The sequence below is a fragment of the Frankia sp. AiPa1 genome (assembly GCF_023243075.1).
Lineage (GTDB): Bacteria > Actinomycetota > Actinomycetes > Frankiales > Frankiaceae > Frankia.
On the sequence record NZ_JALKFZ020000149.1, the window covers coordinates 1 to 25,244 of the forward strand.

Sequence of the window (25,244 nt, forward strand, 5' to 3'; positions counted from 1 at the left end):
CATACGGCTCCTCGGCACCACCCACCCCATCACCCTCGCCGCCCAGACCAACCTCGCCATCGACCTCCGCCGACTCGGCCACACCACCCACGCCGAACAACTCCACACCACCACCGTCACACACATGGGAGAAACCCTCGGCATCAACCACCCCGCCACCCGCAACGCCGCCGGCTGGGTCCGCGCCGACTGCGACATCGACCCCATGCCCCTGTAGCCGGCGGCCCGACCAGCCGCCGATGGGTCCTCAGGCCCGCAGGCCCTGGCCGATCCAGCGGGCGAGCTCCATCCGGTCGGGCGGATGCGCCTGCCCGGCCGGGCGGAGCGCGCGATGTAACGCGCGGACCAGCTCGGGCCGGTCGAGCAGTGCCAGTGCGGCCTGGTCGTCCGACGCGTCGCGGGCGGCGAGCCCGAGGCCGCTCCAGGCGTGGGGATCGTAGGGGGACCGGTCGAGGACGCTCTGGAAGCCGGCGAGCGCGGCGGACGTGTCCCCGGCCAGCCAGGCCAGGTCCGCCGGCAACGCACCGCGAACCTGACGATCCAGCTCGGCGGAGCCGGCGGCCCAGGCCTGCGGCGGTTTTCCGTCGTACAGCCAGTGCCGGACCAGCGTCCCTCGCGCCTCCAGCCCCGCGACCGTGGGATCCGCGGCCACCTCGGGCTCTGTGCGCAGCGCGTCGACCGGGGCCGCCCGCCCACCCGACCAGGCTTCGACCAGGTCGGCGACCGCCCGGTCCGAGGGGCGCAGGTGATGAAGCCGCCATCCCGCTCGATGGTCGGCGTGCACGGCGCCGGCCAGCCGCAGAGCGGGGCGCGGTACGGGCTCGGCCAGCCAGCCGGAAACCACCATCGACAGACCGAGCAGAAACCGATGGCCGAGCGTGCCCAGCTCCGAACAGCCCGCAGCGGTTTCCATGGCGTGCCGTACGGCCTCGCGCCACCGCGCGAACTCGAAGTTCGCGGCCAGTGCGTCCGGCCCGACCGATACGGCCCGTCGACGACACCAGAAACGGGTCACACCAGCAAAGGCATAAATTCCCTGGAGCAGGGCGCCGAGTGTTCGCGGGTCATCTCGCCAGGGCGCGTAGAAATGCGCGTCGCCGCCCGGCGTGTACAGGTCGGTGAGGTGCAGCAGGGCGCCAAGTTTGGCGTGTTGCATCTCGTGGACGAGGGTTGCGGCCAGCTGCACCTCGTTTTCCGGGACGGAAAGAAGAACCGCGCCGAAGGCATCGCCCGAGGATGCGCTGCGCAGACGATGACGCGGGGCCGCGGCGCTGGGGACCACGGAACGCAGCAGCTCGCCGACCTCGATGGCCTCCTCCACGTGGTCCCTTGCGAGGATCTGCCAGGCTCCGTGGAACACCGCGCGCCAGCGTTCCAACGCCGCACTGGGCAGCGGGACCGGCAGCGCCGAATGGAGCACATGCCGGTACGGGTCCACATCGTCGATGAGCGCCTGGAGCCGGACGCCGTCGCACTCGAGAGTGATGGCGGACAGGGAGAGCCACGACCCGTCCGGGGAGTCGTCAGCGCACCGGATCTCCTCGCCCCGGGGGCTGACAACCAGCGGCGGCCCGTCGCCGACCACAAGGTCCGCGGACTCCCAGGGAGCCAGCCCAGGCAGGCGGGCGTGCCCGAGCGTGGGGAGCACGACACTGCCGCGTCGGACCGGCAGCCTGGAGCGGAACGAGATTCCCGCCCGGATCGCCGCCGCGGCGGCGATGGCGTGCAGGTGGCCGACCTCCACCCACAGCGGGCTGTCGTCGTGGCGGCGACCGCGAAGCCGCCGCAGGGTCGACACCGCCCACAGACCGGTCGCCGGATGGTCGAGGACGGCTGCCACCTGCGCGGCGTCGCGGTGCTCGGCCCGCTCCAACAGGTCCCAGGCGTGGTCCGCCGAGGGCAGCGGGCCGTGGGCCTGAGGGTGACCGCGCACGGTGTCGAGCAGCGCCCGCAACAACAGGAGCCGGCGGCTGTGCTCGGCGGCTCGCAGGCGGCCCAGCACCGCCGCGTCGCCCCTACCGGAGGCGATCGCGTCGAAATCGCGCGCTGTCAGCCGGTGCGGAACAAGCTGCAGCCGGCCCAGCGAACCCGGGGTCATGAAAAGAAGCGTCTCATGCTCACGCCTTACACGACTCTCGGTAGCCACCGAAACGGTTATCCGCGTCGTCAAGTTGATCTATCACCCGGCTTACCGCCTGCCGGAGCGCGGCCGTGTCGTGTGTACGCAACTCGGTGAGACCCGTTGCGCCGAGATCGACCAGCATTGACTCAATCAGTGGCTCGGAGTCGGGCATGAGTGACTCGCTTTCCGCTGATACCGCCTCCCGCAGATTTCATGCGGCGGGATCGCGACCTGACGCGGCCGGATGTGCTGCCTGGCCTGGCCTTTTTCTACCCGGTGTTTATTCACTCTGTGCGACGTCTGACGCCGTGACATCTGGTGCCCGTGACATCTGGTGCCGTGAGATCCAGTGTCGCACGTTTTCGGACCGCGTGCGCCGTACTGCTTTCCGGCGCCGGGCACGGGGTAGACGACCGCTGCGACCCGCGGGGAGTCAGCACCGGAGGCTTCGATGACCAGCGATGCCGCAACCGCGTCAGGCAGGACCGCGGGACGGGACCGGAACCCGTACGTGACCAGGGCAGCGGTCTTCGCCGGCCTCGGTGGTCTGCTCCTCGGCCACGACACGGGCGTGATCGGCGGCGCACTGCCACTGATCGTGGAGGACTTCGACTGGGACACCCCGTTCCGCGAGGGTGTGATCACCTTGTCCCTGCTGCCCGGGGGTGCACCGCGACGACGACCCAGTCGCGCTGCGGCGGCCGTCGGACCAGCGGGATGAGCTGTTCGAGCGGGATGAACACGGAGTGTGTCATCCAGGCGGTTTCATGCCGGCCGGTGTGGAGCACCTCAGGTCGCGGCCGAGATGGTCGCGGTGGACGCCGCGAGCACCACCCGCCGGGTCCGAGCGGCCTCGACCGCAGCGCCGAGCGCGCGGGGAAGCGCGGCGGCGGCGACGATCTCGGTAGCCCGGGCCTGGGCCGCCGGGCGCTGCTCCTTCGTCGTGACCTGTTTGATCCAGCCGAACGGCCGCAGGACCGCCAGCAGCACAGCCGCTTCGCTGGCGGGCCCAGATGCGCGGGAGACCCCGGGAGCGGGGCCAGGCTCGGCAGAGGAGACCTGGGTGATCACGCCGAGGGCGCCCAGGAGCTCCTCGCGCGTGGCACGACCGGGCGCCGGGTCGAGGACGGGATGGCGCCGCACCCTGATCAGCCCGAGGACACGGGCCGTGGTGTCGCCGAGGACGCCGGCGTCCACGAGCCGGACCCCCACAGCGCCCGGCAGCCCGGCGCTCGCCTGGACGATCCGGGCGAGCGCGGCGTCGACCGCCATGGGCGCACCGTGTCCAGTCACCACGTCATATGCCGAGGCCAGCGGTGCGTCCGCGGCTTTGTCCGGGGACGTCTGACCAGGGCTCAGTGCCTGGTTCTCCGCGTCGAACACGAGATGACCGGCGGCGACCAGATCCGAGACGAGGGCGGCGGCGAGACCGAACTCGGAACCGAGGCCAGCGGTATCCGCGCCCGCGTCGTCCAGAGTGAGGAGAAGGAATTTCTCGGCAGTCGTGACCTCCATGGTCGACATCATCGCATGTCGCTCATCTCCAGGTGAAGCGCGCACCGGAGGTCGATGTTGACACCTGGAATACAGGGTTCAATTTCTGGTGTTTCCCCTCTCGTTTTGTTCGGCATTCTGGGTGAACTGCCCGCCTACGTCGGCGGGCGGTCGGTGGCCAGCACCTGTCGGGTCAGGCTGAGCTGGGCGTTCTGGCGTGCCCGCAGCAGGCGCTCCAGCCGCGCGGGCGGGCCGCCGCGAACAGGCAGCACGGTGCCGAGCGGAGCGAAGCGATCGGCGGTGTGCACCGACGAGCCGGTTGTGATGGCGGCGCCGACGGTGTCGCCGCCCTTCGCCCGCGGCGCTGATTCCACTACGACCTGTTCCATCGCCACCGTCGAAACGCGTTGGAGACTGGTCCGCCGGGTCGGATCTGGTCATCTGCGGTGTCGCCGGCCGAGCGACGCGATTTCGCCCGGGTGGCCGTGTCCTCGACATCCGACAATAGTCTACGCATTTCTGCTTCGCGTCGTTCCACTGCCGGTCGTCTTGGGTTATGTTTTCCGCGCACCACACCACCGGAAAGAATGACCAAGAACAAGGGAGATCGTAATATGGCGCAGGCCGAGCAGGAGCAGCAGCGGCAGCAGGTCGAGCAGCAGTTGCGGCAGAACTGGCGGCAGCTTCGTTACAACATCCTTGACCAGTTCGGTCAGGTGAGCACCGCGGACCTCGACGCGGCGACTGACATCAACGACCTCGTCGCCCGGATCGCGGACAAGACCAACCACAGCGAGCGTTACGTGGAGAACCGCCTGCGCGAGCTGGTCGGCGTTGGTGTCGGTGTCGGCATCGGCGCGCGCAACAACCTGGGCAACGAGCGCATTGGCGCCAGCCAGCAGAACCGCCCGTTCGGCGCCCAGTGATCCAACCGGAAGCCGGGCCTGACCAGAGCACCACGTAGGCGCCTAGAATAGGCCCGGTTTCCGGTGCCCAAGGAATGTGTACGGCTCTCGGTTGCCGCTGGCCTGTCCGGCTGGCGGCAACCGAGGTAGCTCTCAGCCGGCGCCCGGCGCGACCTCAGCGGTCACCCGTGGACCGGCCCGCAGCGATGCCACGACCGCCCGCCACCGGTCGACCGTCTGGGCCAGCACCTGAATGTCGAAACTGGTGGAGGTGCGGAACTCCAGAACCTCCCCTCCCTGCGGCCCGACCTCGTAGGCGTAGATACCCACGCGGCGATCTGGCCGGTACGATTGTCCGACCATGCCCGAAGGACACACTGTGCACCGGCTTTCGGCTGCGCATCAGCGGATGTTCCGCGGGCACCCGGTCCGCGCGTCGAGCCCGCAGGGTCGGTTCACCGCCGGGGCACACCGCCTGGACGGGCAGATTCTGACCGGTGCCGAGGCACACGGCAAGCACCTGCTGCTCGGATTCGGCGGTCTCGGATCGGACGGTCTGGGAACAGATGATCTGGGATCTGGTGGCACAGCCGAATCCGGTTCCGACATCGAAGGGTCGGCGGAGTCCGCGGCGAGTCGCGCCCGGCAGCCCGGGGCGCGCATCACCGCGCCGCCGGCGCCAGGCCCACGAATCGGGCTTGGTGAACCGGCTCTCGTCCTGCACGTGCACCTTGGGATCTACGGAGCTTGGTCGCTGGGACAGGGGCCGGCCCCCGCGCCGACGGGAGCGGTCCGCCTACGGCTGACCACAGCGCCCACGATGCCCTACAGCGCCCACGATGCCCACGGCGCTCACGTCGCCCCCCACCCCCAGGATGTCTGGTATGCGGATCTGCGCGGGCCCAATGCCTGCGAGCTGCTGGAACCGGGCGACCTGAAAGTCCTGCGGGACCGGCTGGGCCCGGACCCGCTGCGGTCCGACGCCGACCCGGATCGGGCGTACCGGCGCATCGCGCGCAGCCGCACTCCGATCGCCACCCTGCTGATGGACCAGTCGGTGGTGGCCGGACCGGGCAACATCTACCGGGCCGAGGTGCTGTTCCGGGCGGGGGTGCCGCCGCTGCTGGCCGGTCGGGATGTCTCGCCGGCACTGTGGTCGCGGATCTGGTCGGATCTGGTCGCGCTGATGGCCGACGGCGTTCGCACGGGTCGCATCGACACCGTCCGGCCGCAGCACATGCCGGAGGCGATGGGGCGCCCGCCGCGGGTCGACGACCACGGCGGCGAGGTGTATGTCTACCGCCGCGCCGGCCTGCCCTGCCTCGTCTGCGGCACCGCGGTACGTACCGGCCCGCTGGCCGGACGCAACCTGTTCTGGTGCCCCGGCTGCCAGCCGGCTCCGGGGCGTTCGCTCAGCTCGGTTCGATGAGCCCCTGCCGTCACCGTCAGCTCCGGTCGTCACGACCAGCGAGCCCTCTCCCACCGCCGACCCGCCACTGCCCTGCTCGCCGCTGCGCGTGACGACGGATCGGCCCCGGAAAGCCACCCAGGTCGGTACCTAAACCCTGGCTCCAGCCCAGGTCAGGCGACGACGCCGCGAACTTTCAGGTCGACGACGGTGTCCCAGTCGTAGCCGAGATCGGCGAGAATCGCGTCACCGTGCTCGTTGAACTCGGGCGCCCGCTTCGGCGCGGCCGGCTCACCGCCGAACTGCACGGGCGCGGCGGCGAGCCGGAACTTCTCACCCGAGGCGGTCTCGCACTCCTGGATGTAGCCGTTCGCGACCGTCTGTGGGTCCTCGGTGGCCTCGAGGGTGTCCTGAACGACGGTCCACTGGCCGATGAAGGTCTCCAGGCGCTCGCGCCACTCGGACAGCGGCCGCTTCGCGAAGGTCTCGCGCAGAGCCTGCTTGGCCTCCACATGGTTGGCGAGCAAGGAGCCATGGTCGGCGAAGCGCGGGTCGGTGGCGAGGTCCGGCCGTTCGATCGACTCGCACAGCAGCGGCCAGTACCGCCCGGCCTGCAGGCAGACGAATGCCAGCCAACGTCCGTCGGCGGTGCGGTAGTTCCCGGTGAGCGGGTTGGGGGAACCGTCCCCGGGCGGCGGCGTCCACGGACTGTTCAGCAGCAGGGACAGCCCGAACGCCTGGCCCATCGAGTAGATCCCGCTGGCCAGCAGCGAGACGTCGACGGTGGTCGCCTCACCGGTGCGCTCTCGATGGAACAGCGCGCCCATGATGCCGCCGGCGATCGTCATCGCGCCGATCGAGTCACCGAACCCCGGTCCCGGCGGTGCCGGGACGTGCCCGTACTCCGGCCTGGCCAGGCCGACGGACAGCCCCGAGCGGTGCCAGAAGGCCAGCGCGTCGTAGGAGCCCTTGTCCGCGTCCGGTCCCCGCTCGCCCTGACCGGTGCCACTGGTATAGATGATGTTCGGGTTGAGGGCGCGGATCGTCTCGAGGTCTATCTTCAGCTTCGTGCGCACCCGTGGCAGCTTGTTGGACAGGAAGACGTCGGCCGTCGCCACCAGCTTGTAGAGGATCTCGAGGCCTTCGGGGGTGGTGAGGTCCAGAGCGAGACTCTGCTTGCCGCGGTTCGAATGCTCGAGCAGCGGGTGGATGCTGCCGGTCATCTGCATGACGCCGCTGGACGCAAGACCCCGCATGGCGTCGCCGCGCTCGACATGCTCGATCTTGATCACCTCGGCGCCCCAGTCGGCCAACAGCGCCGACGCGGCGGGGACAAAGGTGTGTTCCGCGACCTCAAGAATGCGTACGCCCTGCATCACGGCCGTCATCCGCCCAACTCCCAGCCTCGAGGTATGGGGCTGGTCCGCGGCACCGTGAAGCCCGGTCGCCGCGCATGCCCCTGATGATCCGCATTTGAGCCTAGTCGGGATTCCGGCGATCCGCATCCGTTCATGCAGCTCCTGCGGCCGCGTCGGGGCGGTTCGGGTCAGCCCAGCCGGAGCAGGCCACGTCCGGCGGCGTCGGCGACGAGCAGAACGCCGTCCGGGGCGAGCGCGATTCCGCGGGCATCGCCCGGTCCGGCCGGCAGGTCGACGCGCAGCAGCCGCAGGTCCGGGGTGATGCGGTAGATCTGCTGTTCGGCGATGTCCAGGACGAAGCAGGAACCATCGGCGGCCAGGGCGATCTCCTGCGGCCGGTGCAGGACCGCCGCGAGCGCCGGCGCCGGGTCGGGCATGCGTTGGCGCCGCCCGGGAAACGTCCCGGCGATGGTGCTGATGGTGCCGTCCGCGTCGACGCGGCGGATCCGGCCGTTGCCGGTGTCGGCCAGATACAGCCGCCCGGACCGGTCCAGGGCAAGACCGTGCGGAGCGTTGATCTCCGCCCGGGTGGCCGGGCCGCCGTCGCCGCTGAGTCCGGGGATGCCGGTCCCGCCGTGATGCTCGACGCTGCCGCCCGGCGTGAGCCGCAGGATGCGGTGGTGGCCGGTGTCGGCCACGTAGAGCGTTCCCGCGGCGTCGACGACCAGTCCGCAGGGATGCCGCAGGTCCGGACCATCGGGCGGGGTCGTCCCGCCGAGGACGGTGCTGATGATCCCATCGAGGGTGACCCGCCGCACGCGGTTGTTGAAGGTATCGGCGATCAGCAGATCTCCGCCGGGAGTGAGCGCCACGGCCCGTGGGCTGTCGAGCAGGGCGTCGCGGCCCTGGCCACCGTCTCCGGCGAACCCGCTGCCGTCCCGGCCGGCGACCACGCTGATCCGCCCGTCCGGTGCGACGCGAACGACCCGATGGCGGATCGTCTGCGCCACGTACACGGTGCCGTCGCTCGCGGCCGCGATCCCGGCCGGATGATCGAGGGTGCCGCCGGCGAGGCCGCCGGTCCGGCCCGATGCCGATCCGCCCCGGCCCGCGGGGGTGACCGCACCAGCGGCGGCCCCGGTGGCCGGACCGCTGGCGGAACCGGCGCTCGGGTTGGTTCCGGTGGGGCCGGTGGGACTGGCCGGGCCCTCGAAAGTGCCTCGTCCCGCGCGGGGGCGACGCCAGCGTCGGGTGACCACGGACGGTGGACCCGAGGCGGGCGCCGCCTGTGGTGCCGCGGACGGGAGTGGCGTCGTGCCCAACCCGACCGCGGACGGCGACGCGTCGGCCGAGGATCCGGACGCCGACGGGCTGGGCACAGGAGTGTCGGGCGTGGGGGTGTCGGGTGCGGGGGTGGTGGGTGCGGTGCCGCGCCGGGCTCCTCGCCAGGCACCACGCCTGGGCTGGGCAGCACGGTGGGCGCCGCGGGCGGCGTCGCGGATGTCATCGGACACGTGCAGCGGGAGCCCGCAGTCGCCGAGCCAGCCGGGCCCGAGCTGCGTCGCCGCGGCCCGGGCGAGTTCGACCGCGAGGGCCCGGGTCGAGGGCCGGCGGGCCGCGTCCTTGTGCAGTGTGCGCCCGACCAGCTCGGCCAGCGGGGCCGGCACGCCGGTCATCGGCGGGGGCGGGACCGAATGATGGTGCCGGCCATACTCGGCGAAGGTGAGTCTCGGCCCGAACGGCAGGCGCCCGGTGAGCAGTTCGTAGAGAACGACGCCGAGACTGTAGACGTCGGTGGCGAAACCGGGCTGGCCGAAGCCGAAGATCTCCGGGCCCATGTACGGGTAGGTTCCGGCGACGGTGCCGATCGCCGATCCGACATTCTCGATGATCTTCGCGATGCCGAAGTCGACGACCTTTGGGGTGTCGTCGGCGGCGAACATCAGGTTCGCCGGTTTCACATCGCGGTGCAGCACACCGGCCGCGTGGGCATAGCCGAGCGCCTCGGCGGTCGCGATCCCCACCGCGCAGATCTCGGCCAGCGGCAGGCCGCCGGCCCTGGCGCGGGCACGTACCGTTCCCCGTGGCAGCAGCTCCATGATGAGTACGCCGAGACCGTCGAACTCCTCGCCGTCGAGGACCTTCACGACATGCGGATGGTCGAGACTGGCCAGCACCCGGGACTCGGCCGCGAACCGGGCGTGTGCGTCGGCATCGAGCTGCCCTTGGGCGTGCGGGGCGCGGGCGTCCGGGGCCTGGTCGTTGCCCTGGTAGTCGGCGAGATCCAGCACCTTGATGGCGACCATTCGATCGAGCAGGCGCTGGCGGGCGGCGAACACGGCGCCGAACGCCCCTCGGCCGAGCAGCTCGCCGATCTCGTAGCGGGGCAGGCCGGCGGCGAGGCGGGTCCGGTCGATCGTCACCGGCACCTCGTCACTGACACCTCGTCACCGAGATCCGCTCACCGGCACGGTGGCCGGTAGGGCAGGTCGGGGAGGTAGCGGGCCCACTCGGCCTTGGTGATCGGGTCGCCCATCCCGGCGCAGATCTGGGTGATGACCTGCTCCGGGTCGGTGTCCCAGACGAAGCCGACCACCTGGTTCGGGCCGCCGATCAGGTAACGGCCGTCGGGGGTGTAGGAGACCGCGACCACGCCGTTACGTCGACCGTCGAGGCGGATGGGTGAGGCGGCCGGGCGGTTCACCTCCCAGGTGACGACGGTGCCGTCGCCCACGGCCGCGGTCAGCCCGTGGCCGTCCGGGGTGTAGGTGACGGCGTTGACGACATCGGTGGCGCCGACATAGGTCCTCGCCGCCACGGGCTTGCGCAGGTCATGCACGTCCCAGGTGCGCACCTGGCTCTCGGTGCCGACGGCCATCGTCGCGCCGTCCGGGCTGAACCGGATGCTGTTCACCGTGGCCGAGAAGCCACCGATGGTGGCCAGCGGGGTGGGGTGTGCCGGGGTGCGCACGTCCCACAGCCGAAGCTGGTGGTCGGGGCCGCCGGTGGCCAGGGTGCGGCCGTCGGGGCTCACGGCGACGGCGGTGAGGCCGAAACGGTGGGCGTTGACCCGGGTGAGCGCCCGGGGATGGCGCGGATCGCGGACGTCCCAGACGGCCAGTTCGCCGTCGCCGACGGCGGAGTACAACGTCGAATGGTCCGGGCTGAAGGCGAGCTCGCCGACGGTGTACTGGGCCTCGGCCATGGTGGCGAGCCGGGTGACGTGCTTCGGATCGGAGGTGTCCCACAGCATGATCCGGCCGTCCTGACCGGAGGTGGCGAGGGTGCGGCTGTCGCCGGTGAGTGCCAGCCCGCCGATGGCGCCCTCGTGCCCGGTGAGGGTCTGCAGCGCCTTGGGTCGCACCGGGTTGGCGAGGTCCCAGATCATCGCGGTGTTGTCGTAGTCGCCGGTGGCGAGGAAGCGCCCGTTCGGCGCGACGAGCGCGTTCCAGATGAACTTGACATGCCCGACGATCGTGTAGTCCAGCGCCGACCACTGGCGCACCGACGCGTCCGCCGCCCCGGTCGCGAGCGTCCGCCCGTCCGGGCTGAAGGCGATGCCCAGCACCTTCGCCGGGTGCGGGAGGATCTCCAGCGCATCGTCGTTGTGCCAAGGATTGGCCAGCTTGACGTAGCTGGAAGTAGCCTCCGCCAGCACCTGCCCGTCCGGGCTGAACGTGACCGCGCTGATCGCGGTGGTCTGGTCGTCGAGGTAGACCTGCTTGGGATGCGCCGGGTCGGTCACGGTGAACACGCGGGCGGACGTGTCGACGCTGCCGGTGGCGACGCTGCGGCCGTCCGGGCTGAACGCCACCGAGCGGACCTCGTTGCTCGGGTCGAGCAGCACGTCCGCGTCGACCTGCCCGGACAGCTGGGACAGTTCCCGGGGCCGCGCCGGATCGGTCATGTCCCACAGCCGGGCCGTTCCGTCCTCACTGCCGGTGACGATGATCGTGCCAGCCGGGTTGTAGGCGAGGGTGCGGACCTCGTCGCGATGCCCGACGAGGTCGGCGCCGGCCACCGGGCGCCGCGGGTCGGAGACGTTCCAGAGCCGGACGTCCGAGGCATAGCCCCCGGCCGCCAGGGTCCGCCCGTCCGGGCTGAACACCAGGCCGAACACCGAGGTGGACGCCAGCGTGGGCAGCGCCGCGAGGAACACCGGCTTCGCCGGGTTCGTGATGTCGTACAGCCGGACCGAGCGGTCGTCGCTGCCGGTGGCGATCAGATGGCCATCCGGGCTGAACGCCACCGCCTTCACCGCCAGCCGGTGCCCGGTCAGCCTGCCGATCGGCGTGGCCCGCGCCGGGTTGCGCGCGTCCCACAGGTCGGTCGTCCAGTCGTTGCCGCCCGTGGCGAGGATGTGCCCGTCCGGGCTGTACGCGGTGGTGGTGACGGCCGCCCAGTGCCCGGTGAGCCGACGGGTGGCGAACCCGTAGCCGCTGGACAGCGAGTTGATCACGGCGCCGCGGGCGGCGGTGGTGTCGGCGTAGCGGTAGGCGACCAGGCTGAGCTGCGCGGCCAGTAGCGGGTCGGAGCTGCGCAGGGTGGCGGCCTGGTTGGCGACCTGCCGGGACAGCGCCAACGCCCGCTGATGCACGGCGGTGGAGCGCTGGTGCAGTGCGAAGACCGTGGAGGCGACCGCGAACAGGACGAGCACGGTCAGCCCGGCGACGAGCTGCTGGAGGCGCCGGGTGCGCCGCCGCGCGGCGCGGGCCGCAGCCTGCTCCCGCTCGAGGCTGGCGTCGAGGAACGCCGCCGCGGTGCCGGACAACCCGGCGCGGTGGTCGCCGACGTCCGCCCACTCACGCGCGGTCGACAGCCGCGTCCCCGACAGCAGGTAGGACGGGTCGCGCCCGCCGTTGTCCCAGCGCCCGGCGGCCTCGGTCAGCTCCTGGCGGGTGAGCGCGCCGATCCGGTCGAACTCGATCCACTGCCGCAGCCGCGGCCAGGAGCGCAGTAGGGCCTCGTGGGCGAGCTGCACACTGTCGGCGTCCGTCGTGATGAGGCGGGCTGAGGTGAACGCGTCGAGCACCCGGCTGCCGGCGCCGGTGTCGCTGAGCTCGTCGAGCAGGTCCTCGCGCCGCATCCGCCGACGGGTGTCGTCGGTGCCCTCGCCGATGCGGACCAGCCGCATGAGCAGCTCGCGGGCCGCCGCCTGGGCGGTCGGGTCGAGTTCGGCGTAGGCGGCCTCGGCGGTGGTCGCGATGGCGCCGACGAGCCCGCCGCCGCGCAGGTGCCCGGCGACCGTCAACGCCCGGCCCTCGCGCTGCTGCCAGGTGGTGAGCAGGGCGTGCGCGAGCAGCGGCAGCGCCCCGGGGTCCGCCACGACCGTCCCGTCGCCGGCCGCGCCGAGCCCATGCAGCAGCAGGTCGACGAGGCCGGGTTCGCAGGTCAGGCCGACCAGCTCGGCGGGGCGCACGATGGCGGTGCGCACCTCGTCCGCCGTCATCGTGCCGACGACGACCTGCCCCGACTGCAGCGCGTCGAGCAGCTCGGGAAAAGCGGCGCAGTGCCCGTAGAAGTCGGCGCGCACGCCGAGCACCACCACGGCCGGCGCGGGCCCGTCGGCGCGGGGCGTGGTGATCGCCCGCAGGCAGCGAACGAAGACGCCCCGGTCCGCCTCGTCGCTGAGAGTGAACAGCTCCTCGAACTGGTCGACGACCAGAAGCACCTGCCGTCGAGGATCATCCGCGTCGTCGGTCCGCAGGGCGACCAGTTCGGCGAGGGCGGCGCCGAACCGGTCCGGATCGCCGGTCAGTGCCTCGAGCTGGGTCGCGGCCACCACCGGCACCGTGGTGGCCTGCGCCAGCCGTGCGGCGAGCTCCCGCAGCGGCTGCGCCGTCGGGGTCATGACGACCCGCGGCCAGTGGGCCGAACCGGGAATCCGACCCGCGGCGAGCGCCGGCACGAGACCGGCCCGCAGCAGCGACGACTTCCCCGCGCCGGACGCGCCGACGACCACCAGCGGCCCGGAAGCGCCCAGCCGGGCCTCCAACCGGCCGAGCAGGTCCTCGACCGCGCGCTCCCGCCCGAAGAACCACTGGGCGCTGGCCGCGTCGAACGAGGTCAGACCCGGGTACGGACACACCTGCCGGGCGACGACGGGCGGCTCCACCCGCCGGGTGGCGACGTCGTCATCGTCGTCGCCCTCGCCGGACGTGCCGCCGCCACCATCGCCGGCCTCGTCGGCCGTCGCCGTCGCCCGCGTGCCGAGCGCGGCGGCGCCTGTCGGAGCGGCCGCGGGTTGGCCGCCGGAGCCACCCTCGCTGGGAATCTCGGGCCCGGGGGAGGTGTGGGCCTGGTTCGGGGCCACGACCAGGTGGTTCGCCCAGTTGCTGGAGATCCGCCGGGGCGGCGGGGCCTGCGCCAGCCGTAGGCGTGTCCGCCGGTAGAGGTCCTCCAGCGTCAGCTCGGGGGGGCCGTCCGGGTCGCCGTCGACCAGCAGGGAGACCAGCAGTCCGGTGAGCGCGGTGCGCTCGGCGCCGGGCGAGGCCAGGGCCGCGAGGTCCCCCGCGCCACAGACGAGCACGTCGATGCGCCCCGCCGGCCCCGCGGCCCCGCCGATTGGCCGGGCCGCCGCCTGCGGGCCGGCCGCCTCGTAGGCGTCGATGACCAGGGCGACGCGCCGCGCCCGGCTGCTCGCCGCGATCGCCATGACCTCCAGGAAGCCCAACCCGGTGTCCGCCAGCCGATCGCCGCTGCCCTCGGTGCCCGCGGTGGAGAGGGAGATCTCGCCGTGCGCGCCCCGCAGGATGGCTCCGACGTACCAGAACACCAGCAGGTCGGACGCCTCGGCCGCGGCCGCGGACAGCGCCTCGGTGACCTCCGCCGGCGAGGCGGGATCGGTGACCAGCCGGACCCGCGCGCCGTCCAACCCGATGCCCCGGGCCAGCGCTGCCGCGAGATCGGTGACGGTGCGCCGCGCCTGCGTGACCGCGGCGATGCCGGAGCCGGGACGCTGCGTCCCGACGCCTACCAGCACCGCCCGCGTCTGCGCCGCGTCAAGGTGAGTGCGCTCGCTCGCGCGGACACCGGCCATGGTGAATCCCCCGTACTGCTTCCCCCGAGCCTTCCGACCGACCCGCCCGCGATGCCTGGCAAGCCCACGGCGCCCGAGGCGCCCGGGTACCCGGGGTGGGAATGGCGAAGGCGGCCACGCGCCCCCACGCGGCTGCCGGAATTATATCGATCAATCGTGACCCCGATCCAGTGATCGGCCATCGGTCTGTTCGCCGTCGGTGAGCGGTCCGGCCTTGCCGTCGGTGAGCCGTGCGGCCTTGCGGAGCAGAACCGCGCGTTCGCGGCCGTTGCCGCACCGCCGGGCGGCCAGCTCCAGCTCCGCGCGCGCCTGTGTGGTCCGGCCGAGCCGGGCCAGCAACTCGCCCCTCACGCTGGGCAGCAGATGCGAACCATCGAGCTTCCCGCCCGCCGCCAGCGCGTCGACGATCGTCAGCGCCGGCAGTGGGCCGCTCGCCATCGCCACGGCCACCGCACGGTTCAGCTCGACGACCGGTGACGGCGCTATCCGGCCCAGCGCCTCGTAGAGCAGCACGACGTGCTCCCAGTCGGTCGCCGCCACCGAGGGCGCCCGAGCATGGCAGGCCGCGATCGCCGCCTGCAGGCCATAGGGACCCAGGCCCCGCCCCGCGCCGGACGACCGGTCGAGCGCGGCCAGCCCGCGATGGATCGCCGCCCGGTCCCACCGGCGCCGGTCCTGGTCGGCGAGCAGCACCGCCTCGCCGTCCGGGCCGGTGCGCGCCGGGAAGCGGGCCGCGGTGAGCTCGCACAGGGCGAGCAGCCCCTGCACCTCGGGCTCGCCGGGCAGCAGGGCCGTGAGCATCCGGAGCAGCCGGATCGCCTCGAACGCCAGGTCCGCACGCAGCAGATCGTCGCCGCAGGTCGCGGTCGACCCCTCGGTGAAGATCACATAGAGCACGCTGAGGACCGCGCCGAGCCGCGCGGGCCGATCCTCGGCCGGCGGCAGCGCGAACGGCACACCCGCCGCGGCGATCGTTTTCTTCGCCCGGGTGATCCGAGCCTGGATCGTCGAGGTGGAGACGAGGAACGCCCGCGCGATCTCCTCGCTGGTCAACCCGCCCACCACGCGCAGGGTCAGAGCGACCCGGGCCTGCGGCGCGAGCACCGGATGGCACGCCACGAACATCAGCGCCAGGACGTCGTCATCGACCCGATCGGGATCCCACGGCAGCTCCCCGTCCGACGATCCCCGCTCCGCCGGGAAGGTCGCCGCCGCGGACGTCGACGTCGCGGGCATCGACTCCGCGGACATCGCTGGGGGAATCCGAGCCCCCGAGCTGGCCTTGCCCTCGGCGAGGTCGCGAGCGAGGCGGGCATACCGCTCATCGAGCGCCGCCCGGCGGCGGAAGGAGTCGATCGCCCGCCGCCGGGCCGTCGTGAGCAGCCACCCCGCCGGGTCGCGCGGAACACCGCCGTGGGCCCAGGCGACGAGTGCCTCGGTGACCGCCTCCTGGGCCACATCCTCGGCCAGCGCGAAGTCCCTGGTGAACCGGGCGAGCGCGCCGACGATGCGGGCGGAGTCGATCCGCCACACCGCCTCCACCGCCCGCCGCGCCGATTCCGCACGGCCATCATCGTGCGGGCTGTCACCGTCCGGGCGTGCGTCACCGTGCGGGCGTGCGTCACCGCCCGGAGGCGCCACGCCGGCTGGATCGGCGTCACCGCTCGGAGGCGCCACACACTCCGGATCGGCGTCACCATCCGGTGATGCGTCACCGCCCGGGATGGCTGGGGGTGGGCTGGCGGCCGGGCCGGTGGCGCCCGCCATCAGAGCTGGCCGGTGCGCTCGCGCCAGGCCCGCTCCCTGATGACCCACTCGTTGTCCTGGGGGAACTCGTCGATCCCCGGCACGCGGCGGATCTCGCACTTCGCGCCGGGAATGGTCGGCATCCGGCGCGCCCACTCGACGGCCTCGTCCTTCGAGGCGACCTGCACCAGGTAGAACCCGCCGAACAGCTCCTTCGTCTCCCCGTACGGGCCGTCGGTGACCAGCGGCGTCTCGCCCTCGTAGTCGACGACGACACCCTGGCTCGGGTCGTCCAGGCCCTCGGCCGCGAGGAGGATCCCGGCAGTGATCATTTCCTCGTTGAACCGGCCGACCTTGTCGAGCATCTCCTCGAACGGCGTCTCCATCATCCGCTTGAGGGACTCGTCGGTGTTGCGCATGATCAGCATGAACTTGGGCATGTGTCGATCTCCCTGCTCCGGGCCGCCGTCCGACCCTCTCACCCACAGGTCGAACGGCGAACCCGCGCATCGACACCAGCCCGCGGATTCGTCGAAGATTTTTCGCCGACGTCTCTCCGGGAGGTACGAGAACGGCCGGGCGCGGCACGGTCAGCGACCAGGGCTCAGGCGCTGGCCCCCCTCTGCCCCATGGTCGTCACTCCGCGCGGCGGCCCGTCGGGCAAGATCCGCACAAGTAGGTCGTCGCGGGGGCTAATCGGACGTGGATGCCCCCACAGCGACCTCTTTGGATCTTGGATCCGCCCAGCTCCGGGAGTCCGTTCACGGAACGTGACTCGGTGGGCTCCTCCTCCCCCGGCCCCGGGCGCGGCGCCGGGGGAGGAGGAGAGGAGGAGAGGAGGGGAGCGCTCAGGCGGGCTGGGGCTGGCGGATGCGGTCGGCGCCGGCGCGCAGGGCGGGGATGAGCTCCTTGCCCCAGGTGACGACATCCTCGTACGGGTCGAATCCGCGGATGAGGAACGTGTCCACGCCGATCTCGTGGTAGCGCAGCAGCGCGTCGGCGACCTGCGCCGGGGTGCCGACGTGACCGGAGGAGTTGCCACCCGGGCCGGTCAACGCGGTCACCCCGAACCAGAGCCGCTCGTCGTACACCTGCTGGCGGGCGGCGGCGCGCTGCATCCGGGCGGACGACTCGGACTGCGTGGTGCCCAAGCTGCGAACTCCCAGGGAGGCCGCCGCCGTACCCCCGGGCCCGACGGCCTCGATGCGCCGGCGGGTCTCGGTGGCGATGGCCTCCGCCCGGGCCCAGGCATCGTCCTCGGTGTCGGCCACGATCGGGCGGGTGGACAGGCTGAACCGCAGGGTGCGGCCATGCTTGGCCGCCGCGGCCCGCAGCAGTGCGATGCGCTCGGCGGTCTCGGCGAGGGGTTCACCGAACAACATGTACGTGTCGGCGTGCTCGGCGCCGACTTCGACAGCGGCCTGCGACTGACCGCCGAAGAACAGCGGGATCCCGCCCGGACGCACCGGCTTGACCGTGCTGAAGGCGCCCTCGAACCGGTAGAAGCGGCCCTCGTGGTCGAACGGACCGTCGGAGCTGAGTGTGCGGCGCAGCACGCTCATGAACTCGGCGGTCCGCGCGTAGCGGGTGTCGTGGTCGGCGAAGTCGCCGTCGCGGCGCTGGTCGGCGTCGTTGCCACCGGAGATGTGGTGGATGGCGACCCGGCCGCCGCCGGTGAGGTGGTCGAGGGTGGCGAGCTTGCGGGCGACCAGCGTCGGCTGGACGAACCCGGGCCGGTGGGCGATGAGCACGCCGAGCCGATCGGTGTTGGCCAGGACGTGGCCGGCGACGGCGAACCCGTCCGGGGAGACCGCGCTGTAGCCGATGAGCACCCGGTCGAAGCCCGCGGTGTCATGCGCCTGCGCGAAGCGGGTCAGGTAGGCGGTGTCGACCGCGGGCCCGTCGAAGTAGGAGCCGCGGGTCTCCGACGCCTCCTTGGTACCCACCATGCCGAGGATCTCGAGGGACATGCGCGCAACCTTCCTGCTACTGGACGTGCGGGTTCTGCGGGTTCTGCGGGGGACGGAGAGCGGAGGCGGAATCAGGCGGAGACGGGCTCGCGCTCGACGGTCTGCTCGCGGACGAGGCGGATGAGCGTGCCGTAGTCACGGGCGTCCGAGACCGGGTCGAAGCCGCGGATGAGCAGGGTGGACACGCCGACGTTCACGTAGTCGACGAGGGACTCGGCGACCTGCTCGTAGCTGCCGACCAGCGCGGTGGAGTTGCCCGCGGCACCGGTGGCCTTGGCGATCGCGGTCCACAGCCGCTTGTCGTGCACGTCGCTCTCGGCGGCGTAGCGCAGCAGGCGCTGGCTGCCGACCTGCGCGGCACCGTCGATGCCGAAGACCTTCTTCACCTCGCCGATCCGCTCCCGGGTGAGCTCGAGGACGTGCGCGGCCCGCTCCCAGGCGGCCTGCTCGGTGTCGGCCGGGATGGGCCGCAGGCTCACGCTGAACCGGGTGTCGCGCCCGTACGGAGCGGCGGCGGCCCGCACCTGGCTGATCCGCTCGATGATCCCGGCCAGCGGCTCGCCCCAGAACGCGTACACGTCGGCGTGCCTGCCGCCGACCCGCACCGCGTCCGTCGACGCCCCGCCGAAGTAGACCGGGATGCGCCCGGCGGGTGGACGCACGGACGAAAGGCCGCCGCGCACCTGGTAGAACTCGCCGTCGTAGTCGAACGGCGTCGCCGACTCCCATTCCAGGCGCAGGACGTCGAGGAACTCGTCGGTGCGGCGGTACCGGGTCACCTTGTCGGACAGGTCCCCGTCCCGGGCCTGGTCGGCGTCGTCCCCACCGGTGATGACGTGCAGGGCGATCCGGCCCGGGTGGAAGGCGTCCAGGGTGGCGTAGGTGCGGGCGGCGATCGTCGGGGCGACGAAGCCGGGACGGTGCGCGAGCAACACCTTCAGCGTGGTGGTGCGGGACAGGATCTGGTCGGCGATGACGAAGCCGTCGGGCATCGCGGAACTGTGCGCGACGAGCACCCGGTCGAACCCGGCGTCCTCGTGGGTGTGGATGATCTGGTCCAGGAAGCCGGGGTCGACGGCCGGTCCGCCGAAGCCCTGCGCCTCGCTGCCCGCGGCGGTGTGGGCGATTCCGATGAACTCGATGCTCACAGCGGTGTTTCCTTCCGGGCAGTGGCAGTGGCAGTGGCAGTGGCAGTGGCAGTGGCAGTGGCAGTGGCAGTGGCTGTTGATGCGGCGGAGGCGGCGCGGTGGCTGCGCCAGGTGTCGAGGTGGTGGCAGGCGGCGATCCAGTCGCCGGATGACCGGCCGGGCGCGTCCACCCGTGGTGGGGCGCCGTCGCAGTCGACGGTCGCGAACGGGCAGCGATGGGCGAACACGCAGCCACCACGGTCGCGTGCGTCCGGGCGTGGCCCAACGCTCTGGGAATCCACGTCCGGCGCGGGTCGTAGCGCGGCGGCGGCCTGCCGGTCGCGGCCATGGATGTCCGGCGCCGAGGCGATCAGCAGGGCGGTGTACGGGTGGCGGGGGCTCGCGAACACGTCGGCGATCGGGCCGTCCTCCACGACCCGTCCCCGGTAGAGCACGACCACCCGGTCGGCGATCCCGGCCAGGGAGCTCAGGTCGTGGGAGATCACCGCGATGCCGAGGTCGAAGCGGCGGCGCAGCTCGTCGAGCAGGATCAGGATGTGGTTGCGGTTGGAGGCGTCGAGCGCGCTGACCGGCTCGTCGCACAGCAGCAGCCGGGGCTCGGCGACGATGGCCCGGGCGATCGAGGCCCGCTGGCGCTGACCGCCGGAGATCTGTGCCGGTCGCCGTTCGGCCACGGCCGGGTCGAGGCCGACCTGGGCGAGAGCCCCGGCCACCCGCTCGGCCCGCCGCGCCCGTCCGGCGGTGCCGGCGATGGCCATCCCCTCGCCGATGCTCTCCCCGAGGGTGAGCTCCGGGTCGAGCGCGCGCAGGGGGTCCTGGAAGACGAACTGGATCGCCCCACCGCGGCGGAAGCGGCGTTGGGCCCGCCCGCGCAGCCGGGCGATGTCCCGGCCGTCGAGCTCGACCTGGCCGCGGTCCGCGGGGGTGAGTCCGGCGATCGCCCGGGCCAGGGTCGTCTTGCCGGAGCCCGTCTCGCCGACGATGCCGACGATCTCACCGGGCCGCACGGTCAGCTCGACGCCGTCCAGCACGCGGGTCCGCCCGATGCCGCCCCGCTCGGCGAAGGAGACGCCGAGCCCTTCGACCCGCAGCAGAACCGCCGATGACGCCGCCGACGCGGCTGCGCCCGGCGATGGTGCCGCGGCCGTCGTGGCGGGCGACGTTCCACCGGGCGACGTTCCACCGGGCGACGTTCCACCGGGCGGCGGTGTCACGGGCGGCGGCTCGGCGGGTGGCGGTGCGGCGGGTGACGCCGCGGTCGTGGCCCTCGCGCGGGCGGGCTGCGCGGGGAGGGGCTCGGGGACTGGGCCGGAGACGGAGCCGGTGCGGATCGTGTCGGGGGCGGCGAGGTGGATGTCGGCCATCAAATACCTCCGGAGGGGACTGCCGTCTTTGGGCGGCAGGGAAGTCCGGTGCAGACCGCAACCGTTAGATGAATCGCGCCGGTGAAGTCGGCGGGATGGCGCGGCAGGTGTCCGGATGGGCAGGCGGGGTCTACGACCTCGGCTACCACGTCGTCTGGTGCCCGAAGTACCGCCGGGCTGTCCTGGTGGGTCAGGTTCGCGACCGGCTGGACACGCTGATCCAGCAGAAGTGCGCCGAGCATGGCTGGCCGATCGTCGCGTTGGAGATCGAGCCCGACCAGGTGCACAACGCGGCGTTGCAGGAACGTCGGGACGCCTACGCGCACCCGTCGAAGACGAAGGTCAGGTACGGGGATCAGTCGGCGCAGTTGAAGGAGATCCGGGCCTACGACCCGGATCTGGCCCGCTGGTCGTTCTCCTCCCAGCAGGCCACCCTGCGCCGGCTCAACCTCGCGTTCGAGGCGTTCTTCCGCCGTGTGAAGGCCGGGGAGACGCCCGGCTACCCGCGGTTCAAGGGTGCTGGCTGGTTCGACACGGTGACGTGGCCCGTCGACAACGACGGCTGCCGGTGGGACTCGCAGCCCGAGCACCCGACGCGGACGTTCGTCCGCCTTCAGGGCGTCAGGCATGTCAGGGTCCACCAGCACCGGCCCGTGCGGGGCAGGGTGAAGACCCTGTCTGTCAAGCGCGAGAGTGCCCGCTGGTACCTGATCCTGTCCTGCGACGACGTCCCTTCGAAGCCGCTGCCGCCGACCGGCGCCGTGGTCGGCATTGACCTTGGCGTGGCGTCGCTGGTCACCGACTCCAACGGCGAACACTACGGCAACCCGCGTTTCCTGAGGCGGTCCGCCGACAGGCTGGCCGACGCGCAGCGGGACCTGTCGCGCAAGCGGCGCGGTTCGAAGCGGCGCCGCATGGCCGTCCAGCGGGTCGCCGTCCTGTCCCGGCAGGTCGCCCGGCAACGCGTCGACCTCGCGAACAAGACCGTGAACGAGATCGTCGCCGATCATGACCTGATCGTGGTCGAGAAGCTGAACATCAAGGGCATGGTCAAGCGGGCCAGGCCCAGGCCTGACCCCGACAGCGCCGGGGGGTTCCTTCCGAACGGCCAGGCCGCCAAGTCCGGACTCAACAAGAGCATTCACGACGCCGGGTGGGGGGTGTTCCTCAACGTACTGCGCGCCAAGGCTGAAAGCGCCGGACGGCTCGTCGTCGAGGTGAACCCCCGTCACACCTCCCAGCGGTGCCCGGGGTGCGGGCACGTCGCGGCGGAGAACCGGCTCACGCAGGCCACGTTTCTGTGCGTGCGGTGCGGGCATGCCGCGCACGCCGACGTGAACGCGGCCGTCAACATCCTCAGGGCCGGGCTGGCCCTTCAGGCCGCGACACCGTCGTCCTGAGAAGCCGCCGGCCTCAGCCGGTGGAGGAGTCACCAGGCTGCTCCCGCTTCGGCGGCGACTTCGGCTCCGGCTCCATGCAGGGCGATCTCCTGCGCGCGCAGGCAGCGCACGGACCGTCCGTCCGCCAGCTCGGTCAGCGGTACCGGTTGGCTGCGGCACTGTTCGGTCGCGAAGTCGCACCGGTCGGCGAACCGGCAGCCGGTGATCGTGGCGCCGACCGGGGGCGGCTGGCCGTCGATGACGGCGAGGGTGCGCCGCTCCCAGCTGCCGACGGAGGCGACTCGCAGCAAGGCCTCGGTGTAGGGGTGACGGGGGGCGAGTAGCACTTCGGCGGTGGGTCCGGCCTCGACCAGCTCGCCCGCGTAGAAGACCAGCACCCGGTCGCAGAGCTCGGCGATGACGGCGAGGTCGTGCGAGACGGCGATGACCGACAGGCCCCGCTCGGCGCGCAGCGACGCGAGCAGGTCGAGCACCTCGGCCTGGATGGTGACGTCCAGGGCCGTCGTCGCCTCGTCGGCGATCAGCAGCGCCGGGTCGCCGGAGACGGCGATGGCCAGCACGACCCGCTGCAGCATGCCGCCGGACAGTTCGTGCGGATACTGATGGTAGACCCGCTCGGGGTTGTGCAGGCCCATCGCGGCGAGCAGGCGCACGGCGGCGTGGCGGGCGTCGCGGCGGGAGGCGCCGAGCTTCACGCGCAGCTGCTCGGTGACCTGGCGTCCCACGGGGACCGACGGGTTGAGGTAGGAGGCCGGGTCCTGGAACACCGCGGCGATGCCGGTGCCGCGCAGCGCGTCCCAGGCCTTGCGGGGCAGGTTGACCAGCGACGTCCCGGCGTAGTCGATCGTGCCCCCGCTGACCGCGCAGCCGGGGGCGAGCACCCCGAGCACCGACCGGCAGACCAGCGTCTTGCCGCTGCCGGACTCGCCGACGATGCCGATCGACTCACCCCGGCGGACCTCGAACGACACCCCGTGCACGGCCTCGGCCGAACCACCGCCGACCGTGACCCGCAGGTCGTCGACCTTCAGCAGGACCGGCGCGGCCTCGGCGTCCGGCGGCGGGGAATCGACGGTCCCGGTGGCGGGGACGCGACGTGGCTCAGCCATCGAAGCTCGCCTCCTGGGCGGATGTGGCCAGCACCGGCGTCGTGCCGGTCTCGGACGTCGTGCCGGTCTCGGACGTCGCGCCGGTGTCAGGCGTCGTGCCGGTGTCGGAGGTACGGCGGCCGAGCCGGCCACGCCCGGCGGGAGCGATCGGGGTGTCCGCGAGGCCGGAGGTGTCGCGGATGGCATCCGAGATCGCGTTCAGGGCGCCGGCGGTGACGGCGATCGCGAGCGCCGGGATGACCGGTGCCCAGGGCTGCTGGGACAGGAAGCCCAGGTCGCTGGAGAGCATCCCGCCCCAGGTCGGTGCGGGTGGCTGCACCCCGATGCCGAGGAAGGTCAGCGAGGAGGCGACCAGCAGCACCGCTGAGGACAGCTGCGCGGTGGTGACGGCCACCGTCGGCAGCACCTTCGACCAGATGTGCCGGCGGATGATCCACCAGCGGGAGGCGCCCAGCAGTTCGGCGACCTCCACGTACTGCACCCGGGTGAGGGTGAGCGCCGCCGCCCGGGTGATCCGGAACAGCAGGGGAGACAGGAAGATCCCGATCGCCAGCATCGCCTGCGGCAGGTGGTTGCCGAGAACCCCGGTCACCGAGATGGCGAAGATGATGTAGGGCAGGGTCATCACCGCGTCGGTGACCCGCTGGGCGGCCCAGTCGAAGAACCGGCCGAAGAACACCGAGCCGAGTCCCGCCGGCACACCGATGACGAAGGCCACCGCGACGGCCAGGGCGGCGCCGACCACCGAGCGGCCGGTGGCGTCCATCAGCCGGGAGAGCACGTCGCGGCCCAGGTAGTCGGTGCCGAGCCAGTGCGCGCCACTCGGTCCGGCCAGGATGTGGGCGGTGTCCTGGGCCAGGGGGTCGTGGGGGGCGAGCGCCCCGCCGAAGAAGCCGAGGACGGCGACGACGGCGAGGATGCCCAGCGAGATCCGCGCGGAGCGCAGCCGCAGGGCCTGGCGAACCGGACCGCTCATTGTTCCCGCTTCCTCGCGTGCGGGGTGAGCCGCAGCAGGACGGCGTTCACCACCAGGTTGGAGACCACGACGAGTCCGATCATGGTGACCAGGACGCCCTGGATCAGCGGGATGTCGCCCTTGCTCGCCGCGTCCAGGCTGAGCTTGCCGAGGCCGGGCAGGTTGAAGACCGCCTCGGCGACCACCATCGCCCCGATGATCTGCGGGACGTAGTAGCCGACGATCGTGACGGTGGGCCCCGCAGCGTTGCGCAGCGCGTGGCCGAAGACGACCCGGCGTCGTGACAGGCCGCGCACGTCGGCCCCGGTGACGTAGTTCTCCCGCAGCTCCCCGACCAGCGACGTCCGCAGCTGGCGGGCGATCGCCACAGCCGCTTCCACCGCCAGCGCCAGCGACGGCAGGATGGCGAAGCGCAGCCACTGGCCGAAGTCCTGGTCGAACGCCACATACCCGCCCGACGGCAGGATCGGCAGCGTCACCGAGAAGATCACGATCAGGGCGATGCCGATGACGAACGGCGGCACGGTCGACGCCGCCGAGCACAGCATCGTGACCCCCCGGTCGAACCAGCCGCCGCCCGACAGCGCCGCGCCGATCCCCAGCACGCCGCCGATGAGGATTGCGAGCACCAGCGCGACGATCGTGATCGAGATGTTCACCGGCAGCGCCTGGGTGATGCTGTCGCGCACCGGAAGGGTGGTGTAGTACGACCGGCCGAGGTCCCCGGTCAGCGCGTGGCCGAGCCAGCTGACGTACTGCACGAGGAACGGCCGGTCCAGGCCGAAGTAGTGGTTCATCCGGGCGATGTCCGCCGGGGTCGCGGTCTCGCCGAGCACCTGGGCCGCCGGGTTGGTGTCGGTCAGCGCGCCCAGGCCGAACGTGATGAACGTGGACACCAGCACCACCGGCACCCAGACCAGCAGCGTGGTGCGCAGCAGCCGCACCAGGCCGCGGCCGGCTCCTCGCGTCGTTGCCGCCCGGAGCACGGCGGCCCGGATCGCGACGGCGCGTGTCGACGGGCGGGCGAGCCCGGCCGCCGGGTCGATCTGCAGGGTCGTCATCGGTGGGCGTTCCCTCCCGTCAGGTGCGGATACGGATACGGACGTGGGGGGGGGGGGGGGGGGGGGGGGGCGGCGCGGCCCCCCCCCCCCCCCCCCCCCCCCCCCCACCCCCCCCCCCCCCCCCAACACACCCCCACCCCCCCC

At 72.3% G+C, this 25,244-nt stretch carries 20 protein-coding genes and 1 pseudogene; 6 read left to right on the forward strand and 15 right to left on the reverse strand.

Translation table 11 applies throughout. The annotated features are described in order from the left end of the window. The coding region (locus MXD95_RS16970) for a tetratricopeptide repeat protein (protein WP_250641620.1) at positions 1 to 217 on the forward strand (217 nt) is incomplete at its 5' end. 30 nt (positions 218 to 247) lie between these two features. Here the strand turns inward: MXD95_RS16970 and MXD95_RS16975 are convergent. Next, positions 248 to 2,098, reverse strand: a complete 1,851-nt coding sequence (locus MXD95_RS16975) for an HEXXH motif domain-containing protein (RefSeq protein ID WP_250641621.1) — start codon at positions 2,096 to 2,098, stop codon at positions 248 to 250. A 535-nt stretch (positions 2,099 to 2,633) separates the two neighbouring features. On the opposite strand from MXD95_RS16975, the gene MXD95_RS16980 reads away from it, so the two are divergent. Beyond that, positions 2,634 to 2,843, forward strand: a complete 210-nt coding sequence (locus tag MXD95_RS16980; protein WP_250641622.1) for a hypothetical protein — start codon at positions 2,634 to 2,636, stop codon at positions 2,841 to 2,843. Positions 2,844 to 2,911: 68 nt separating this feature from the next. Here the strand turns inward: MXD95_RS16980 and MXD95_RS16985 are convergent, their stop codons facing one another. Beyond that, complete coding sequence (locus MXD95_RS16985) at positions 2,912 to 3,637, reverse strand: GOLPH3/VPS74 family protein (protein WP_250641623.1); 726 nt, start codon at positions 3,635 to 3,637, stop codon at positions 2,912 to 2,914. 134 nt (positions 3,638 to 3,771) lie between these two features. After that, positions 3,772 to 4,005, reverse strand: coding sequence for a hypothetical protein (locus MXD95_RS16990; RefSeq protein WP_250641624.1), 234 nt, complete (start codon positions 4,003 to 4,005; stop codon positions 3,772 to 3,774). Between the two features lie 225 nt (positions 4,006 to 4,230). Here MXD95_RS16990 and MXD95_RS16995 point away from each other — a divergent pair, with 225 nt between their 5' ends. After that, on the forward strand, positions 4,231 to 4,542 hold the full coding sequence (locus tag MXD95_RS16995; protein ID WP_250641638.1) for a hypothetical protein: 312 nt from the start codon (positions 4,231 to 4,233) through the stop codon (positions 4,540 to 4,542). A gap of 132 nt (positions 4,543 to 4,674) precedes the next feature. On the opposite strand, the gene MXD95_RS17000 is transcribed toward MXD95_RS16995, so the two are convergent. Further along, a complete protein-coding gene (locus MXD95_RS17000) occupies positions 4,675 to 4,851 on the reverse strand; it encodes a hypothetical protein (protein WP_250641625.1) in 177 nt (58 codons plus the stop codon). A 31-nt stretch (positions 4,852 to 4,882) separates the two neighbouring features. On the opposite strand from MXD95_RS17000, the gene MXD95_RS17005 reads away from it, so the two are divergent. Next, positions 4,883 to 5,950: an Fpg/Nei family DNA glycosylase gene (locus MXD95_RS17005; protein WP_250641626.1), complete on the forward strand. Its 1,068-nt coding sequence runs from the start codon at positions 4,883 to 4,885 to the stop codon at positions 5,948 to 5,950. A 152-nt stretch (positions 5,951 to 6,102) separates the two neighbouring features. Here MXD95_RS17005 and MXD95_RS17010 read toward each other — a convergent pair whose 3' ends face one another. The 8 genes from MXD95_RS17010 to MXD95_RS17045 form a co-directional block, all read right to left on the reverse strand. Further along, positions 6,103 to 7,317 (reverse strand): CaiB/BaiF CoA transferase family protein, encoded by a 1,215-nt coding sequence (locus MXD95_RS17010; RefSeq protein ID WP_250641627.1) that lies wholly within the window; start codon positions 7,315 to 7,317, stop codon positions 6,103 to 6,105. A gap of 158 nt (positions 7,318 to 7,475) precedes the next feature. Next, positions 7,476 to 9,710: a serine/threonine-protein kinase gene (locus MXD95_RS17015; protein WP_250641628.1), complete on the reverse strand. Its 2,235-nt coding sequence runs from the start codon at positions 9,708 to 9,710 to the stop codon at positions 7,476 to 7,478. Between the two features lie 38 nt (positions 9,711 to 9,748). Continuing rightward, positions 9,749 to 14,326, reverse strand: a complete 4,578-nt coding sequence (locus MXD95_RS17020; RefSeq protein WP_250641629.1) for an nSTAND1 domain-containing NTPase — start codon at positions 14,324 to 14,326, stop codon at positions 9,749 to 9,751. 150 nt (positions 14,327 to 14,476) lie between these two features. Next, complete coding sequence (locus tag MXD95_RS17025; RefSeq protein WP_250641639.1) at positions 14,477 to 15,868, reverse strand: RNA polymerase sigma factor; 1,392 nt, start codon at positions 15,866 to 15,868, stop codon at positions 14,477 to 14,479. Positions 15,869 to 16,092: 224 nt separating this feature from the next. Further along, positions 16,093 to 16,512 carry a YciI family protein gene (locus MXD95_RS17030; RefSeq protein ID WP_250641630.1) on the reverse strand — a complete coding sequence of 140 codons (420 nt, stop codon included), beginning with the start codon at positions 16,510 to 16,512 and terminating at the stop codon, positions 16,093 to 16,095. Positions 16,513 to 16,920: 408 nt separating this feature from the next. After that, the gene (locus MXD95_RS17035) at positions 16,921 to 18,042 is read right to left on the reverse strand and encodes an LLM class flavin-dependent oxidoreductase (protein WP_250641631.1); all 1,122 of its coding nucleotides are present in this window, start codon (positions 18,040 to 18,042) and stop codon (positions 16,921 to 16,923) included. A gap of 71 nt (positions 18,043 to 18,113) precedes the next feature. Continuing rightward, complete coding sequence (locus tag MXD95_RS17040) at positions 18,114 to 19,190, reverse strand: LLM class flavin-dependent oxidoreductase (protein ID WP_250641632.1); 1,077 nt, start codon at positions 19,188 to 19,190, stop codon at positions 18,114 to 18,116. Beyond that, complete coding sequence (locus MXD95_RS17045) at positions 19,187 to 20,554, reverse strand: ABC transporter ATP-binding protein (protein WP_250641633.1); 1,368 nt, start codon at positions 20,552 to 20,554, stop codon at positions 19,187 to 19,189. Before MXD95_RS17045 ends, MXD95_RS17040 begins: the two co-directional genes overlap by 4 nt. A gap of 95 nt (positions 20,555 to 20,649) precedes the next feature. On the opposite strand from MXD95_RS17045, the pseudogene tnpA reads away from it, so the two are divergent. Together tnpA and MXD95_RS17050 are read left to right on the forward strand one after the other, a co-directional pair. After that, a pseudogene (gene tnpA / locus MXD95_RS29680) lies at positions 20,650 to 20,841 on the forward strand (IS200/IS605 family transposase); the annotation flags it as partial. After that, a complete protein-coding gene (locus MXD95_RS17050) occupies positions 20,836 to 21,954 on the forward strand; it encodes an RNA-guided endonuclease InsQ/TnpB family protein (protein WP_480024049.1) in 1,119 nt (372 codons plus the stop codon). The pseudogene tnpA and the gene MXD95_RS17050, both read left to right, overlap by 6 nt. Positions 21,955 to 21,983: 29 nt before the next feature. Here MXD95_RS17050 and MXD95_RS17055 read toward each other — a convergent pair whose 3' ends face one another. The 3 genes from MXD95_RS17055 to MXD95_RS17065 are packed head-to-tail and all read right to left on the reverse strand — an operon-like array spanning position 21,984 to position 25,100. Continuing rightward, positions 21,984 to 23,063 (reverse strand): ABC transporter ATP-binding protein, encoded by a 1,080-nt coding sequence (locus MXD95_RS17055; protein WP_250641635.1) that lies wholly within the window; start codon positions 23,061 to 23,063, stop codon positions 21,984 to 21,986. Beyond that, positions 23,056 to 24,039, reverse strand: coding sequence for an ABC transporter permease (locus MXD95_RS17060; protein WP_250641636.1), 984 nt, complete (start codon positions 24,037 to 24,039; stop codon positions 23,056 to 23,058). Before MXD95_RS17060 ends, MXD95_RS17055 begins: the two co-directional genes overlap by 8 nt. After that, the gene (locus MXD95_RS17065; protein WP_250641637.1) at positions 24,036 to 25,100 is read right to left on the reverse strand and encodes an ABC transporter permease; all 1,065 of its coding nucleotides are present in this window, start codon (positions 25,098 to 25,100) and stop codon (positions 24,036 to 24,038) included. The genes MXD95_RS17060 and MXD95_RS17065 overlap by 4 nt, the downstream gene beginning before the upstream one ends. Positions 25,101 to 25,244: the final 144 nt, after the last annotated feature.